This window comes from Dactylosporangium thailandense, assembly GCF_059739745.1.
The window spans coordinates 4,592,709-4,608,636 of the sequence record NZ_AP029195.1 but is presented as its reverse complement, the minus strand read 5'-3'; the positions used below and the strand labels follow the sequence as shown (position 1 = coordinate 4,608,636).

Here is a 15,928-nt window from a genome sequence, read left to right as displayed (position 1 = left end):
ACGGTGGCCGGGCCTCCTGAGAAGAGGATCGATGGATATTCGCTCCACGCAGGTCGCCGACCTGGGTACGCGTGTCCGCCCCGCCCGTGAGCGCCTGGCGGACACGGTGGCGGGCGCGCTGACCGAGGACATCGCCACGGGGGTCATCCCGCCGGGGGTCCGGCTGCCGAACGAGCAGGAGCTCGCCAACCACTTCGGTGTGGGCAAGTCGGTCATCCGGGAAGCGATGAAGGTGGTCGCGATCCGCGGTCTCGTCACCGTGCAGCAGGGCACAGGCACCGTGGTGAACCCGCGCGGCCAGTGGAACCTCCACGACCCCGGCGTGGTTCGCGCGATGCGCTACCACCTGCATCCCGGGCAGCTGGTCGAGGTGCGCCGGTTGCTGGAGCCCGAGATGGCCCGGTTGGCCGCGTCCCGGGCGGAGGAGGGCGACCTGGCCCGGCTGCGCGACATCCTCGACCGGCAGGCGGAGATGCAGACCAAGCACGAGGTCGCGCTGTGGAGCCTGGAGTTTCACGAGGCGATCGCCGAGGCGACCCACAACCCGATCTACGGCATCCTGACCAGCGCCCTGCGCGCCTTGATGGTCATGAAGCTGGCCGACGGCAGTGCCCGGCCGGACTCGTCCATGAAGCCCGAGTGGACGGTGGACACCGACCACCGCAAAATCTACGAGGCGATCGAGAGTCGTGATCCACAGCGTGCTCACGACTACGCGCTGGCCCATCTGGACCAGCTGGGACCGCATTGGGAGTGGCTGTCCTCCGAGTCCGGCTGGGATGCCACGCCGGCCGCCGACTGACGGTTACGCCTGGTCCGGCGCTCGCCGCCGGCCGTGATCTCGCTCTTGACTCGCTCGGGGCATCCTCATAGCATCCGGTCATCAGATGACCGTATGACCTGTGGTCGACGGGCGTCAGCGACACTCTGGCGAGAGAGGCGCACCCCAAATGGTGATCAAGAGACGGCTCGCCGGTTACGCGGCCGTGCTGCTCGTGGTGGCCGGCCTAGCGGCCTGCGGTACCAAGGAGAAGGCAGGCTCGGGCGACAGCCGCGCCACCGAGACCATCAAGATCGCGCTGCACTTCAACGTGCCCCAGCCGTCCTGGATCGGTATCTACATGGCCCAGGAGAAGGGCCTCTACGCCGCCCAGGGCATCAAGCTGGATCTGCAGTACCTCAAGGGCTCGACCCTGGCCGTGCAGTCCACCGGCTCCGGGCAGAGCCAGATCGGCCTGGCCGCACCCGACTCGGTACTGGCCGGCAAGGACAAGAACCTGCCCGTCACCGTGGTGGCCAACCACATCCAGAACGACGCCACCGGCGTCATCCTCAAAGGCAAGGATCCGGTGAGCGGGCTCGACGCCTTACGGGGCAAGACCATCGCCACCGCTCAGGCCTCCGCCGAGGCGGGCCTGTTCGCGGCCCAGCTCAAGCAGCGCGGGCTCGCCGACAAGGTGACCGTGCTCAATGTCGATGCTCAGGCCAAGTGCACCTTGATGCTCAGCGGCAAGGCCGACGGCTGCACCGGATTCAGCTACGCGCAGTTCATTCAGATGCGGCTCAAGGGCGAGGACGTCCAGTTCATTCCGTTCAGCTCGCCGGATCGGCCGCTGCCCGGCGCGGTCATCATGGTCAACAACGACTACCTCGCGCAGCACGCGGACGTCGTCAAGCGCTTCCTGCAGGCGACCTTCCAGGGGTACCAGGCGGCGGAGAAGGACCAGGCCGGCTCGATCGCGCTCATCCAGAAGCTCGACACCACCGACCCTGCGGATCAGCTCGCCAAGGCCGTCCCGATCATCTTCCAGCTCAGCCACAGCGACCGTACCCGCGACAACGGCTGGGGTGCGATGACCGACGCGGTATGGCTCAATCTGGTCGAGGAGCTGGTGTCCGGTGGCGTGCTGAAGGCCGCGCCCGACCTCAAGGGGCTCTACACCAACGACTACCTGCCGGCCGACCGCTCATGGACGTGACCGCGGCGGGCGCGGCGCAGCTGTGCGGACGCCATCTCGGCGTGACGTACCAAGGCGTGGACGGCACCACGGTCGAGGCCCTGCACGACGTCTCGTTCACGGTGCCCGCCGACCGGTTCATCTCGTTGGTCGGACCGTCCGGCTGCGGCAAGACCACGCTCCTGAAGATCTTCGGTGACCTGCTGGAGCCGACCTCGGGGGAGCTGACGATCGCCGGTTCACGACCGGCCGAACTGCGTCGGCAGCGGCAGATCGGGCACATGTTCCAGGACGCCACGCTGTTGCCCTGGAAGACGATCGGCAACAACATCCGGCTGCTGAGCGCGGTCGCGGGCCGGCCCATCAACGGCGAACGGGTCGAGGAACTGGCGGAGATGGTGGGGCTGGGCGGGTTTCTCGACCGCTACCCGCACGAGCTCTCCGGCGGCATGCGTCAGCGTGCCGCCCTGGCCCGGGCGTACGCGCTGGACCCGCGCATCCTGCTCATGGACGAGCCGTTCGGGGCGCTGGACGAGATCACCCGGGAGCGGATGAACACCGAGCTGCTGCGCATCTGGGAGCGGCGCCGCCAAACGGTGGTCTTCGTGACGCACAGCATCGGCGAAGCGGTGTACCTGTCCGACACCATCTTCGTGATGGCGCCCCGGCCCGGCCGGGTCATCGCGCAGATCGATGTCGACCTGCCCCGGCCGCGCCGTGCCGACCTGCGCTTCGGCGGCGAGATGACCGAGTACGTGCGGATCGTGCACGAGCACCTGCTCGCCGGCATGACCGCGGCGGAGGGGTGACGGTGACCCGAAAACCATGGCTGCGGCGGCTGCTGCCGATCGCGTCGATCCTCGTCGTCCTCGTGCTCTGGCAGGTGCTCGTCACCGTCATGGACATCGACGAGTTTGTGCTGCCCGCTCCGTCGGCGATCGCCGCCGCGGTGGTCGACAACACCGGTACGCTCGCCGAGAACGCGCTGACCACGCTGGTGGAGCTCGGCATCGGGTACGCGCTCGGGGTGGCCGTCGGGCTGGTGCTCGCGGTCGCCATGACCGTGCTGCCGCTGTTCCGGCTGGCCGTGTACCCGCTGGTTGTGGCCTCCCAGACCATCCCGAAGATCGCCATCGCCCCGCTGCTGATCCTCTGGTTCGGCGTGGGCCTGATGCCCAAGGTGCTCGTCATCGCGCTGCTCGCCTTCTTCCCCGTGCTCATCAACACGGTGAGCGGGCTGGAAAGTGCCGACCGCGGCCAGCTCGAACTGCTGCGGTCGGTCAACGCGAGTGCCCGCCAGGTGTACCTGCACGTACGTCTGCCGGCGGCGGTACCGTTCCTGTTCGCCGGTCTGAAACTCGCCCTGACGGTCAGCGTCATCGGTGCCATCGTCGGCGAGTGGGTGGCCGCCAATGCCGGACTCGGATACCTGCTGATCGCGTTCAATGCCTCCCTGCAGACCCGGGAACTGTTCGCCACCCTGGTCGTGCTCGTCCTGATCAGCTCGGTCACCTTCCTGCTCATCAGCGTCGTCGAACGGCGGCTGTCCTGGGAGGCGCGACTGCGCAGCACCAGCGGCGGCGCGGTCAACGCCAAAGGTTCCGGGCGTGGCCAGCAGCGGACCGCGCCGCCGGACCCGCTGCGCGAGCAGATGTAGCCGAGCCTCCCCACCCGAAAGTCGAGAACCTTCGTGAGCTGCGACCCGACATGCCTGACGAATCAGGCGATGGCCGACGTCATCGTCGACCGCGAACTCGCCGACCTCACCGCCCGGCTGGTGGCGACCCCGAGCCAGTGCGGCATCGACGATGAGGGCCCCTGTGCCGAACTGGTCGCCGATACGCTGCGCGCCGCGGGCATCGAGGTCGACCTGCCCGAGATCGCCCCTGGGCGGCCCAACGTGGTAGCCCGGCTGCGCGGCACCGGCGACGGCCCCGCGTTGATGCTCAACGGCCACCTCGACACCACGCCGATGGATGCCAACTGGCCGAGCGGGCACACGGTACGCCAGGTGGGCGGGGTCATCGAGGGGCACGGCGCCCGCAACATGAAAGGCGGCCTCGCCGCGTTGACCTACGCCGCGGTGGCAGTCAAGCGGCTCGGCGTACCGCTGGCCGGCGACCTGTGGGTCACCGCCGTCATGGGCCATCACGACGGCGGCGTCGGCACCCGGGCCATGCTCGCCGACGGGCTGCGCACCGAGTACGCGATCATCCCCGAACCGACCGACCTGGGCATCCGTACCGTCCAGATCGGAAGCCTGGTGGTCGACGTGACCCTGCGCGGGCGCACCGGCCCGGCCGGCGGCGCCGACCTGTTCCGCCGCTACGCGACGCTCGACGACCTGCCCGTCGACGTGATCGAGGCACTGCCCGACGTGCTCCGCGCGATCGACCGGGTACGGCTCACCCACCGGCCCGACCCCGCCATGCCGGACATGCCACACGTGCAGGTACGGCAGGTCGTCGCCGGATACGGGCCGGCCCGGCTGCCGATGGCGTTCGCCCCCGACTCCGCCCTGCTGCGCCTCGGCGTCTCGACGGTCGCCGGGCAAGAGCCCGGGCAGATCACCGCCGACCTCGACGCCGTCCTCGATCCGGTGCGGCGCGCCCGCCCTGGGCTGGGCGTCACCGTCACCGCCCGCCCCGGCTACCGAGAGCCCCTGAACATCAGCCCACACAACGCGGTGGTGACCGCCCTGGCCGACGCACATCAGACGGTCGCCGGTACGGCGCCGCAGATCGGCGCCATCCTGCCCAACTCCTACTTCGGGTGCGACGGGCTCATCATGGCCGCGGCGGGCTGCGCCGCCGTCAGCTACGGGCCGGCCGGGCACGCATACCGGCGGGCCAACCGGGGCCGGGTGGCAACGGCCGACCTTCGCACCTGCGCGCAGAGCATCGCGCTGGCCGCCGTGCGGTTGTGCGGCGGCCAGGACGCGCGGTGACCCGGTACGACCTCGCCGTGCTCGGCGGCCTGGTGGTCACCCCGGCCGGTTGCCACCCGGGCAGCATCGCGATACGCGACGGCCGGATCGCCGCCCTGACCGCACCGGACGTCGAGCTGGACGCCGCTCGGGTGATCGACGCCACCGGCCACTGGGTACTGCCGGGCATGGTTGACATCCATGTCCACCTACGCGATCCGGGATACCCCGACAAGGAAGACTTCGGCACGGGTACCCGCGCCGCCGCTCACGGCGGCGTCACCACCATCGGGGACATGCCCAACAACCAGCCGCCGACCAGCACCGCCGCCAGGTACCGGCAGAAGCTGGAATCGGTGCGCGGCAAGGCACACGTCGACTTCGGCCTGTGGGCGGCCGGTGTCGACCCAGACGAGTTCGAGGCGTTCGCCGAGCTGGGCGCGCTGGGCCTCAAGGTGTACCTGGCCGGCCCGGCTCAGGGCGCGCAGTACTCCGACGACCTGATGGTCCGCGACGACGGTCACCTGCTTGCCGTGCTGTCCGGCGCGGCCCGCGTCGGCCTGCCGGTGGCGGTACACCTGGCCAATCCCGCGATCGAGAACAGGTGGCGAGCGGCATGGCGCGGCCGGTCCTTCGCCGAATTGGCCGACGCCGTCGCCGCCGAATCCCGCCTGGACAAGGTCGAGTCCGCGCAACGCGTCCTGCTGCTGGCCCGGGAGACCGGCGCGCACGTCCACCTGGTGCACATCTCGGCGGCGGCCCTCCCGCTGGTACGCCGGGCCAAGACGGACGGGGTACAGGTCACCGCCGAATCGTTTCTCCCGTTCATGTCCACCGAACTGATCGCGTCGACCGGTGTCCTAGGCTTCGACCGGTACCGTCGGCCCGACGAGGTCGACGCGCTGTGGCAGGCCATGCGCACCGGCCTGATCGACTCGCTGGCCACCGACCACGCGCCGCACACGCTCGCCGAGAAGCGCCGCGGCGAGCAGGTCCTGCTCGACTCCCCGTCCGGCTACCCCGAACTCGACACCGCCCTGCGGATGCTGCTCACCGAGGTCATCGACGGACGGCTGAGCCTGGCACGGCTGGTCGAGCTGGCCTGCGCGGCCCCCGCACGCATCGCCGGACTGTACGGACGCAAAGGAGTCATCCGGCCAGGCGCCGACGCGGACCTGATCCTCGTCAACCCGGACGCGGACGGGCGGATCACCGAGGAGACATTGCAGACCAAAGCCGGTTGGACCCCGTTCGCGGGCCGGCGGGTGCGCGGTGAACTGGCCGAGGTCATCCTTCGGGGGCACACCATCTGCACCGGCGACCGGGTCACGGCACACCCGGGCCAGGGCGAAGCACTGCGCCGCGGAAACCCACCGGCGTAGCATCCGGGCGCGTCGACCGCGACGTCCGCGAGCGCGGAATGTCCGGCGTTCGCGCGCACATCATCGCGGGGCACGACGGCGTCTCCGCGCCGAGTACTGCTGCCCGGCCTTGAATGAGCATCGACGGCCGCGGCAGTCGCAGCCAAGGCCGCTCGCCGCCGTCCTGTGTCGCAACGTCGCTGCTGAGCCAACTGCCGGCAGTGCGTCTGATCCTGTTCGGCGTCGCAGACCGGACAGGGACGCCCCCGCCGCAACTTCGTCGTTGTCCCCTCTTCCCATGCGCGATGACACATGGTTTCCTGTCATGAAACCTGTGTGTCATGACCATAGGCCCGCGCCGACGACGGTGAGGTACGAGTGTCGAAACAACGTCCTGATGTGACCGCTGAGGGCCCTGACGATGCGGTCGCGATGTTGGGTGCCCGCCTCCGGGAGGTTCGGTTGCGGCGGCGCGAAACACTCGATTCGCTGGCCGGCCGCTGCGGTCTGACCAAGAGCTTCCTGTCCAAGCTCGAGCGCGGGCACGCGTCGGTCTCGATGGGGGCCCTGCTGCGCATCTGCTCCGCGCTCGACGTCCAGTTGGCCGAGATCATGAACGGCCCGGAGGGCCGCCTGGTCCGCGCCGGTGCCCTCACCCAGGTAGCACTCGGTGGCGAAGGGCTGACCGAGTACCAGCTCACGCCGGCCGACGAGCACCGGCTCCAGGTCCTGCTCAGCGAGATCAGGCCCGGCGGGGGATCCGGCCAGGAGTACTACACGTTTCCGGTCGAAGTGGAGTTCGTCCACGTCATCAGGGGTCAGCTGACAGTCTCCCTGGAGGACGAGGTCTACAAGCTCTCGGCCGGTGACTCGCTGACGTTCGTCAGCGTGCCGCATGCCTTCCACAATCCCGGCCCCGACCCGGCGACCGTGCTGTGGGTGGTAACCCCGGCGCTTCCCACCAACCAACCAAGGAAATCCTCATGACCGCAACCGCGCAACGACGCCTGGGCTTTGCCGTCGGCTACGACCCGTCCGCGTCGGTGGCAGCCATGGCCACGCTGATGCAGCGGGCCGAACAACACGGCTTCGACATGGGCTTCTTCTCCGAGACCTTCTACACCAACCGGGACTCCGTCTCCGCCATCGCGTCGTTCGCCGGGGCGACCGGCCGGATGGCGCTCGGCACCACACAGGTGGTACGGCTGCGCAGCCCGCTGGTGATGGCACAGACCGCCGCCACCCTGGACGAGCTCACCGGAGGACGGTTCGTCCTCGTGGTCGGTGCCTGCACGGACAAGCACGCCGCTCGCAACGGCCTGCCGCCGCAGAAGCCGTCGGTGGTCCTGCGTGAGTACGTGGAGTGTGTCAGGCAGCTGCTCACGGGCAAGCCGGCCACCTTTCACGGCCAGTTCGTCAACCTTGACGGCGTCGGCCTGAACTGGACCCCGTCGCGGAGCGACATCCCGATCTGGATCGCCGGCGCCAGCCCGCTGGGCCTGCGCATCTCGGGCGAGATCGGGGACGGGGTCCTGCTCGACGCCGGGACGTCACCGGAGTACAGCGCCAACGCACTGGCCATCGTCCGGGAGGCACGGGCGGCCGCCGGCCGCAGCATGGACGGGTTCAGCGTCGCGCAGCTCATCAACACCTCGATCGAGGAGACGAAGGCCGCGGCGTTGGACGCGGTGCGCTGGGAGATCGCGTCCAAGTTCAAGTATCCGTCCACGGCGCGCGGGAAGGTCCTTGTCGGCGAGCCGAACATCAGCGCCGACGCGCCGGCCGAACTCTCCGCCATCTTCCACGAGCAGGGGTACGACGCGCTGCTGGCGGCGCTTCCGGACTCCTATGTGGACGCGCTGACGGCTTCGGGTCCCGTCGCGGAGGTCAGGCGGCGGCTGGAGCGTTACCGCGCCGCCGGCGTGGACGTGCCACTGGTGCGGGCCGCCTCCACCGCACAGGTGGACAGGCTGTTGGCCGCGGCCGGTGACCTGACCGCGGACACGCATGCCCCGGAGGTCCCAGATGTCCAGTGACGGCAAGCTGTGGGGCGGCCGCTTCGTCGACGGCCCCGCGCCGGAGCTCACCGCCTTGTCTCGCTCCGAACCACGCTACTTCGACCTGCTGCCGTACGACGTCGCGGGATCCCGGGCGCATGTCGAAGGGCTCCGCCGGCTCGGACTGCTCACGGACGACGAGGCCGGGCGGATCGTCGCGGAACTCGACACCATCGTCGCCGATCACCGCGCCGGCACGCTCGCGCCGACGCCGGCGGACGAGGACGTGCACGGATTCGTCGAACGCGTCCTGGCGCAACGGCTGGGTGCGCTGGCGGGCAAGGTCCGGGCGGGACGCTCCCGAAACGACCAGGCGGCCAACAACCTGCGGCTCTACCTCCGCGATCAGGCGCGGGTGGTGCACGGTCACCTGCTGGACGTCGCCGAGACGCTTGTCGACCAGGCGCGCAGGCACCTGCACACCCTGGCCCCCGGCTTCACCCACCTGCAACCGGCGCAGCCGATCGCCTTCGGGCACCTGCTGGCTGCCCATGCCCAGAGCCTGTTCCGCGACGCCGGCCGGATCCGCGACTGGGACGCGCGAGTCGCGTTCTCCCCGCTGGGTGCCGCCGCGCTCGGCGGTTCCCCGATCGTCCCGCACCCGGAGCACGCGGCCCGGCAGCTCGGCTACTCCGGCGTGTGCGCCAACTCCATCGACGCCGTGTCCGCCCGCGACCACGTGGCCGAGTTCCTGTTCGTGGCGTCGATGACCGGTGTCCACCTGTCCCGGTTGGCGGACGAGATCTGCATGTGGGTCTCCGACCAGTTCCGATGGGCGCGGCTGCACGACTCGTACTCCACCGGCAGCTCCATCATGCCGCAGAAGAAGAACCCGGACATCGCCGAACTCACCCGGGGCAAGGCCGGCCGGCTGATGGGCAACCTCACCGGCCTGCTGGGTGCGTTGAAGGGTCTTCCGCTGGCGTACAACAGAGACCTCGCGGAGGACAAGCGCGCCGCGATGGACAGCGTGGACACCCTGTTGCTGACGCTGCCGGCGATGGCCGGGCTGATCCGCACCCTCGAGTTCGACGCCGACCGGATGCGCCGTGACGCGTCGGCCCGGTTCACGCTCGCCACCGAGGTCGCGGACTGGCTGGCGCTGCGCGGCGTCCCGTTCAGCGAAGCGCACGAGATCACGGGCCGCCTGGTGCGGCTGTGTGAGGAGCGGGGGTGCGACCTCCCGGACCTGGATCCGGAGGCCCTGCGAGGCGTCGACTCCCGGCTCGGGCCGGACGTTCTCGCCATCCTCGACATCGAGTCGGCCGTGGCCAGACGCACCGCTCCGGGTGCGACCGCACCGCAGCGGGTCGCTGAGCAACTCGAGGCGCTCGCCGCGGAGGTGTCGCAGGCCCGTGGCTGGGCGACACGGTACACCGGTCCGCGGACATGACCGCGGACACGTGGCCGGGCGGTGCCAGGTCGTGCGTCGCCCTCGCCTTCGACCTCGACGGCCCAACCGGCGTCGGCATGATCGACGGGAGCATCTGGCGGTCGCCGCGACACTTCAGCCTGGGCGGGTACGACGCGTACCGTGCGCTGCCCCGGGTGCTCGATCTGTTGGAGCGCTTCGGGATCCCGGCCACCTTCTTCGTCCCGGCGGCGGTGGTCGAGCTGTGGCCGGACGCCTGCCGCGGCATCGTCGAGCGGGGGCACGAGGTGGCCCACCACGGCTACCAGCACGAGTGCTACTGGGACCTGACGCCGGACGAGCAGCACGAGGTGCTGACCCGCTCGCAGGCGGTGTTCCGCAAGCACTTCGGCGCGGCGGCGGTGGGATTCCGGACCCCGTCGGGTGACTGGCACCCACAGACGCCGCGGCTGCTGCTGGAGCACGGCATCTTCTACTCCAGTTCGATGCGCGACGACGAGCGCCCGTACCGGCACACCGTCGACGGCGAGATCGCGGAGCTGATCGAGATCCCGGCGCGGGTCGACCTCGACGACTACGCCTACTTCGCCTATCACCGGGACCCTGACTTCCCGCGCGGCCAGGACCGCATCGCCAGTTACCGGCTGACGCTGGACAACTGGCGGCGCGAGTTCGACGGGCACCACCGCGCCGGAGCCTGCCTGACGACCATCTGGCATCCGAAGGTGTCGGCCACTGCCGGACGTGCGATCGTCCTGGAACGACTGCTGGAGCACATGACGGCGTGCGGCGACGTCTGGTTCGCGCGTTGCCGCGAGGTGGCTGAGTGGTGCCTTGCCCGGCCCGAAACCGGGCGGCCACCGGTCGCCGGGGGCGTGTCATGAGCGCCGAACGCGCGGCCACCGCGCCCGCGGGCCATGAGGACGGCCGGCCGCGATGGCCCACGGGAATGTCGTGCGCGGCGCTGGTCACGGTGAACTTCGACGCCGAGACCCCGCTGCTGGCGCAGGACCCGGCGATGGCCCACCGGCAGAAGACCCTCTCCGTCATGCGCTACGGAGCGACCCGCGGGTCCCGGCGCATCCTGGACGTGCTCGACGGTGCGGGCATTCCGGCCGCCTGGTTCGTGCCGGCAGCGGCGGCCGCCGGTCATCCGTCGGTCGTGCGGGACGTGGCGCGGGCGGGCCATTCGGTCGGGCTGCGCGGCGACGCCTTCGAGCGGCTCGACCGGTTGGACGCCGAGTCCAGGGTCGGGACGCTCAACCGCGCCGCCGAGACGCTGTCGGCGATCACCGGCACGCCCGCGCGCGGCTTCCGCCTGCCGACGGGCGAGTGGCCGCTGCCGCTCGCCGCCGAACTGGTGAACGCCGGCATCACCTGGTCGTCCTCGTGGTTCGGCGACGACACACCGTTCGTGCTGCCCGCCGGTGACGGCCGGTCGCTGGTCGAGCTTCCGATCAGCCACGCGCTCGACGACCGTGCGGCGTTCTTCTGGAACGTCAACCCGCCCTTCCCCGCCGGGCAGTCGAGGATCGCGCCGTACGGCGAGGTCCTGGACAACTGGCTCCTGGAGTTCGAGGGCTGCCGCCGTGAAGGACTCCTGTTCGTCCTGCAACTGCATCCCGAGATCTGCGGCACCCCAGGGCGGGTCCAGCTCGTCGAGGACGTGCTGTCCGCCCTCGTCAGCTCGGGGGACGTGTGGCTTCCCACCGCCGACCGGATGGCCGCCTGGTGGGCCGATCATCACCCGCGCAACCCGGCCGGACATCCGGCCGACGTCTTCTTCAGCAACGTCGTCACCACCCCCACATCTGAGAAGTACGGATCCCCGAAAGAGGCTTGACATGCCAGTCCGCCACCACGTGCGCCGGTCCCGTCCGCTCGCCTGCGCCGCGCTGCTCGTCACGGCCGCCCTGACGGTCTCGGCCTGCGGCGACGACTCCGCCGGCACCTCCGGTACCTCCGGCGCCCCGAGCGCCGCGGCAACACAGACCATCCAGGTCACCCTGCCCGACGACATCCGCTCCAAGGGCGTGTTGCGCGTCGGCACGAGCTTCAACTTCCCCCCGATGAACTTCAAGAACGACAAGAACGAGTACGACGGCATCGAGCCGGCGCTGATGGACGCCCTCGGCCAGAAGCTCGGCCTGAAGATCGAACGCGTGGAGTCGAACTTCGCCGGACTGCTGCCGGGTCTGAAAGCCGACCGGTTCGACATCGTCACCTCCGGCATGAACGACACCGCCGAACGCCAGAAGGAGGTCGACTTCGTCGACTACCTGGACAGCGGCTTGTCGGTGCTGGTGAAGAAGGGCAACCCGCGCGGCATCGACGGACCGGGCGACCTGTGCGGCGCGACCGTCGGCGAGACCGTCGGCAGCGTGTACATCCAACAGCTCGAAGGCTTCTCCGCCACCTGCAAGTCAGAGGGCAAGCAACCCATCCAGGTCCAGACGCTGCCCACCGGGTCCGAGGTCGCCCAGGCGATCGTGACCGGCCGGATCGACGCGACCTTCGCCAACCACGTCGCCAACCTCTACTTCGCCAAGCAGACCGGCGGGCAGCTGGCGGTGACGGGGGAGCGGCTGAACGCCGCCCCGATGGGCATCGCCGTGTCCAAAGGCGACACCGTGCTGGTCGATGCGCTCCGGGCCGGCCTGACCGCCATGATCCAGGATGGCACGTACGAGCGCATCCTCAAGGAGTGGGGGGTCGCCGACGCCGGCCTGAAGACGATCACCGTGAACGGGAAGGCAGCCTGACCGTGGTGCTGAAAACCCTTCGGTACCGCCGCGCCAGACCTGCCGGACTGGATGAGGTCGTAGTGCCCCAGCGGCACCTGTCGCGGTGGGTCCTGGCCGCCGTCCTCCTGCTGTTCGTCGTGATGATCGGCGAGGGCCTGGTGACCAACCCGGCGATGCGCTGGGACGTGGTCAGGGAGTACCTGTTCTCGGAACCGGTACTGGAAGGCCTGCTGATGACGTTGCGGATCACCGTCGTCGCCATGGCGATCGGCATCGTGCTCGGTGCCTTCCTCGCCATCATGCGGCTGTCGGCCAATCCGGTGCTCGTCGCGGTGAGCATCGGCTACTCGGCGCTCTTCCGCAGCATCCCCGTCCTCGTCCAGTTGCTGTTCTGGTTCTTCCTGTCGGCGATTCTGCCGACCATCGGCGTGGGCATCCCGTTCGGCCCGGTCTTCGCCGAGGCCGAGACCAACTCGCTGATCACCCGATTCGGGGCGGCCCTGCTCGGCCTTGGGCTGGCGGAGGCGGCGTACATGTCGGAGATCATCCGAGCCGGCATCCTCAGCGTCCCTCGTGGACAGTCCGAGGCGGCCGCGGCCCTGGGTATGTCCCGCGGCAAGGCGCTGCGCCGGATCATCCTGCCCCAGGCGATGCGGATCATCGTCCCGCCGACCGGCAACCAGGCGATCTCCATGCTGAAAATGACCTCACTGGTCATCGCGATCTCGCTGCCCGACCTGCTGACCTCGGTGCAGATCATCTACGCCCGGAACTTCCTGCAGATACCGCTGCTCACCGTGGCGTGCATCTGGTACCTGCTGATGACTGGCGTGCTCAGCCTCGGCCAGTTCTATCTCGAACGGCGCTTCGGCAAGGGAGCCACAAGATGACAGGAGAACCGCTGGTCCGCGCCCAAGGGGTCACCAAGTGCTTTGGTTCCGTGCAGGCGCTGCGCGGGGTCGACCTGGAGGTCTTCCGCGGCGAGGTGGTGTGCCTGATCGGCCCGTCGGGCTCGGGCAAGAGCACGCTGCTGCGCTGCGTGAACCATCTGGAGAAGGTCGACGCCGGTCGGTTGACCGTGGATGGCGAACTGGTCGGCTACCGCCGGACGAGAGGCAAGCTCTACGAGCTTCGCGAGAAGGAGATCTGCCGCCGGCGCGCCGACATCGGCATGGTCTTCCAGAACTTCAACCTGTTTCCCCATCTCACCGTCCTGGAGAACCTGATCGAGGCGCCGCTGCGGGTCCGCCGGGAACCCAGGGCACAGGCGGTCGACCGCGCCCGCGCCCTGCTCGCACGGGTGGGCCTGGCCGAAAAGGCGGACGCCCACCCGGCACAGCTCTCCGGCGGGCAGCAGCAGCGGGTCGCGATCGCGCGCGCACTCGCCATGCGACCGGCGCTGATGCTCTTCGACGAACCGACCTCGGCGCTGGACCCCGAACTGGTCGGTGAGGTGCTGGACGTGATGCGCGGGCTGGCCGAGGAGGGCATGACCATGCTCGTGGTCACCCACGAGATGGGCTTCGCCCGGCAGTCCGCCGACCGGGTCGTGTTCATGGCGGACGGTGCCGTGGTCGAGTCCGGCCCGCCCCACGAGCTGTTCGGCTCGCCGAAGCATCCCCGCACACGTGCATTCCTGTCCAAGGTACTGGCGTGAGCCGGTGCCGTTGCCGCTCCGCGGTCCACTGAAAGGCGATGACTTCGTTGCCCCACATCTCGAAGACCGGCCCGGCCGGCACCACCGAAGGCGATCGCGCCGTGCCCACCGGCCCGGTGGACGCGAGTCGGGTGCCCAGGTTCGCCGGGCCGGCCACCTTCGCCCGCCTTCCCCGGCTGGACCAGGTCACCCGCTACGACGTCGCCGTGGTCGGCGTGCCGTTCGACACCGGTGTGTCCTACCGGCCCGGCGCCCGGTTCGGCCCGGCACACGTCCGGGAGAGCTCCCGGCTGCTCCGGCCGTACAACCCGGTGCTCGACATCGAACCGTTCGCGGCCATGCAGGTGGTCGACGCCGGAGACATCGCGTGCAGCCCATTCGTGATCCAGGAGGCGATCACGGACATCGAACGGGGCGCCGACGCCTTGCTCGACACGCACAGCCGGCTGGTGACCATCGGCGGTGACCACACGATCGCGCTGCCGCTGCTGCGGTCGGTGGCCCGCCGGTACGGGCCGGTCGCGGTGGTGCACTTCGACGCCCACCTGGACACGTGGGACACCTACTTCGGCGCGGCGTACACGCACGGCACCCCGTTTCGCCGCGCCTCCGAGGAGGGCCTGATCGACCGGGAAGCCAGCGTGCACGTCGGCGTCCGCGGCCCGCTGTACGGGCCGGACGACCTCACCGACGACCGGCGCCTCGGGTTCGCCGCGGTGACCTGCCCGGACATCGCCACCGACGGTGTGGCCGGTGCGATCGAGCGGATCCACGCCCGGATCGGGGACCGGCCGGTGTACGTCTCGGTGGACATCGACGTGCTGGACCCGGCACACGCTCCGGGCACCGGCACGCCCGAGCCCGGCGGCCTGACGAGTCGTGAGCTGCTCGCCGTCCTGCGGTCGCTGCGGGACGTCAACATTGTCTCGGCGGACGTCGTCGAGGTGGCACCGGCGTACGACCATGCTCAGCTGACCGGGTTCGCCGGTGCCCACGTCGCGTACGAACTGCTGTGCGCGATGGCCTCGGGCGGGTCGGTGCGGGGCCGCGGCTGAGCCCGCGGTCCTACAGGTCGACGCCGGTCAGCACCATGACCCGCTCGTAGGTGTAGTCGGTCATCGCGAAGCGCGCACCTTCGCGTCCGACGCCGGAGTCCTTGACCCCGCCGTAGGGCATCTGATCGGCACGGTAGGACGGCACGTCGCCGATGACGACGCCGCCGACCTCGAGCTCGCGGTGGGCCCGGAACGCCAGCTGGATGTCGTGGGTGAAGACCCCGCCTGGAGGCCGAACCTGGACTCGACTACCGGGGCACCCACCGCGATCGCCGGGGCGACCTTGTGCGCGACCAGGTTCAGCGGAAAGTTGAAGGGGGAGACGGCGAGGACGGGACCTTTGGGGACCCGGCGGACATAGGCGAGCCGGCCCTCGGCGCCGGCGTCCGTGTCGAGCCGCATCACCTCGCCCGACCAGACGCGGGTGGCTTCCGCGGCCGTGCGGAACACCGAGATCGCGCGGCCGACCTCGGCGCGGGCCCAGAACAGTGGCTTGCCGCTCTCTGCCGTGATCAGCCGGGCGAACTCCTCGGCCCGCTCGGCGACGGCTCGGCCGACCTCGGCCAGCGCGTCGGCGCGGGTGTGGATCGGCAGCGCGGCGGCCTCGTGGCGGACGGCGGCGGCACCAGCGACCGCCCGCTCCATTTGGTCGTCGGTGGCGTGGCTCGTCGTCGCGATGAGGTGGTTGTCGTACGGGCTGCGGAGCTCGGACGTCGTCTCGCCGTGGACGGCAGCTCCGGCGACCCACAGCGGCATCAAGTCGGTCATGGCTGCCAAGCTAGGCAGGGCCGCCGCCGT

Annotated in this window: 16 protein-coding genes and 1 pseudogene; 15 read left to right on the top strand and 2 right to left on the bottom strand. The window is 70.0% G+C overall.

Annotated elements, in window-relative coordinates:
• Positions 1-31 precede the first annotated feature (31 nt).
• The 15 genes from AC6JBM_RS19860 to speB all read left to right on the top strand — a co-directional run bounded on the left by AC6JBM_RS19860 (position 32) and on the right by speB (position 15,130).
• A complete protein-coding gene (locus AC6JBM_RS19860; RefSeq protein ID WP_497985078.1) occupies positions 32-802 on the top strand; it encodes a FadR/GntR family transcriptional regulator in 771 nt (256 codons plus the stop codon).
• Positions 803-950: 148 nt separating this feature from the next.
• Positions 951-1,979 carry an ABC transporter substrate-binding protein gene (locus tag AC6JBM_RS19855; protein WP_497985077.1) on the top strand — a complete coding sequence of 343 codons (1,029 nt, stop codon included), beginning with the start codon at positions 951-953 and terminating at the stop codon, positions 1,977-1,979.
• Positions 1,970-2,767 carry an ABC transporter ATP-binding protein gene (locus tag AC6JBM_RS19850; protein WP_497985076.1) on the top strand — a complete coding sequence of 266 codons (798 nt, stop codon included), beginning with the start codon at positions 1,970-1,972 and terminating at the stop codon, positions 2,765-2,767. Before AC6JBM_RS19855 ends, AC6JBM_RS19850 begins: the two co-directional genes overlap by 10 nt.
• Before the next feature lie 2 nt (positions 2,768-2,769).
• Positions 2,770-3,615, top strand: a complete 846-nt coding sequence (locus tag AC6JBM_RS19845) for an ABC transporter permease (RefSeq protein ID WP_497985075.1) — start codon at positions 2,770-2,772, stop codon at positions 3,613-3,615.
• Between the two features lie 69 nt (positions 3,616-3,684).
• The gene (locus AC6JBM_RS19840; RefSeq protein WP_497985074.1) at positions 3,685-4,905 is read left to right on the top strand and encodes a M20 family metallopeptidase; all 1,221 of its coding nucleotides are present in this window, start codon (positions 3,685-3,687) and stop codon (positions 4,903-4,905) included.
• Positions 4,902-6,266 (top strand): dihydroorotase, encoded by a 1,365-nt coding sequence (locus tag AC6JBM_RS19835; RefSeq protein WP_497985073.1) that lies wholly within the window; start codon positions 4,902-4,904, stop codon positions 6,264-6,266. Before AC6JBM_RS19840 ends, AC6JBM_RS19835 begins: the two co-directional genes overlap by 4 nt.
• Positions 6,267-6,644: 378 nt before the next feature.
• The gene (locus AC6JBM_RS19830; protein ID WP_497985072.1) at positions 6,645-7,232 is read left to right on the top strand and encodes a helix-turn-helix domain-containing protein; all 588 of its coding nucleotides are present in this window, start codon (positions 6,645-6,647) and stop codon (positions 7,230-7,232) included.
• Positions 7,229-8,281, top strand: a complete 1,053-nt coding sequence (locus AC6JBM_RS19825; RefSeq protein WP_497985071.1) for an LLM class flavin-dependent oxidoreductase — start codon at positions 7,229-7,231, stop codon at positions 8,279-8,281. Before AC6JBM_RS19830 ends, AC6JBM_RS19825 begins: the two co-directional genes overlap by 4 nt.
• Positions 8,271-9,695, top strand: coding sequence for an argininosuccinate lyase (gene argH, locus AC6JBM_RS19820; protein ID WP_497985070.1), 1,425 nt, complete (start codon positions 8,271-8,273; stop codon positions 9,693-9,695). The genes AC6JBM_RS19825 and argH overlap by 11 nt, the downstream gene beginning before the upstream one ends.
• Complete coding sequence (locus tag AC6JBM_RS19815; protein ID WP_497985069.1) at positions 9,692-10,558, top strand: polysaccharide deacetylase family protein; 867 nt, start codon at positions 9,692-9,694, stop codon at positions 10,556-10,558. Before argH ends, AC6JBM_RS19815 begins: the two co-directional genes overlap by 4 nt.
• On the top strand, positions 10,555-11,517 hold the full coding sequence (locus tag AC6JBM_RS19810; RefSeq protein ID WP_497985068.1) for a polysaccharide deacetylase family protein: 963 nt from the start codon (positions 10,555-10,557) through the stop codon (positions 11,515-11,517). The genes AC6JBM_RS19815 and AC6JBM_RS19810 overlap by 4 nt, the downstream gene beginning before the upstream one ends.
• Before the next feature lies 1 nt (position 11,518).
• Complete coding sequence (locus tag AC6JBM_RS19805; protein ID WP_497985067.1) at positions 11,519-12,436, top strand: ABC transporter substrate-binding protein; 918 nt, start codon at positions 11,519-11,521, stop codon at positions 12,434-12,436.
• On the top strand, positions 12,379-13,308 hold the full coding sequence (locus AC6JBM_RS19800; RefSeq protein WP_497985066.1) for an amino acid ABC transporter permease: 930 nt from the start codon (positions 12,379-12,381) through the stop codon (positions 13,306-13,308). The genes AC6JBM_RS19805 and AC6JBM_RS19800 overlap by 58 nt, the downstream gene beginning before the upstream one ends.
• Positions 13,305-14,075: an amino acid ABC transporter ATP-binding protein gene (locus AC6JBM_RS19795; protein WP_497985065.1), complete on the top strand. Its 771-nt coding sequence runs from the start codon at positions 13,305-13,307 to the stop codon at positions 14,073-14,075. Before AC6JBM_RS19800 ends, AC6JBM_RS19795 begins: the two co-directional genes overlap by 4 nt.
• A 38-nt stretch (positions 14,076-14,113) precedes the next feature.
• On the top strand, positions 14,114-15,130 hold the full coding sequence (gene speB / locus AC6JBM_RS19790) for an agmatinase (RefSeq protein ID WP_497985064.1): 1,017 nt from the start codon (positions 14,114-14,116) through the stop codon (positions 15,128-15,130).
• Positions 15,131-15,140: 10 nt separating this feature from the next.
• On the opposite strand, the gene AC6JBM_RS19785 is transcribed toward speB, so the two are convergent.
• Both AC6JBM_RS19785 and AC6JBM_RS19780 read right to left on the bottom strand, forming a co-directional pair.
• On the bottom strand, positions 15,141-15,329 hold the full coding sequence (locus tag AC6JBM_RS19785) for an aldehyde dehydrogenase family protein (protein WP_497986494.1): 189 nt from the start codon (positions 15,327-15,329) through the stop codon (positions 15,141-15,143).
• A gap of 47 nt (positions 15,330-15,376) precedes the next feature.
• Positions 15,377-15,886 (bottom strand): annotated as a pseudogene (locus AC6JBM_RS19780) (aldehyde dehydrogenase family protein); the annotation flags it as partial.
• Between the last annotated feature and the right edge of the window lie 42 nt (positions 15,887-15,928).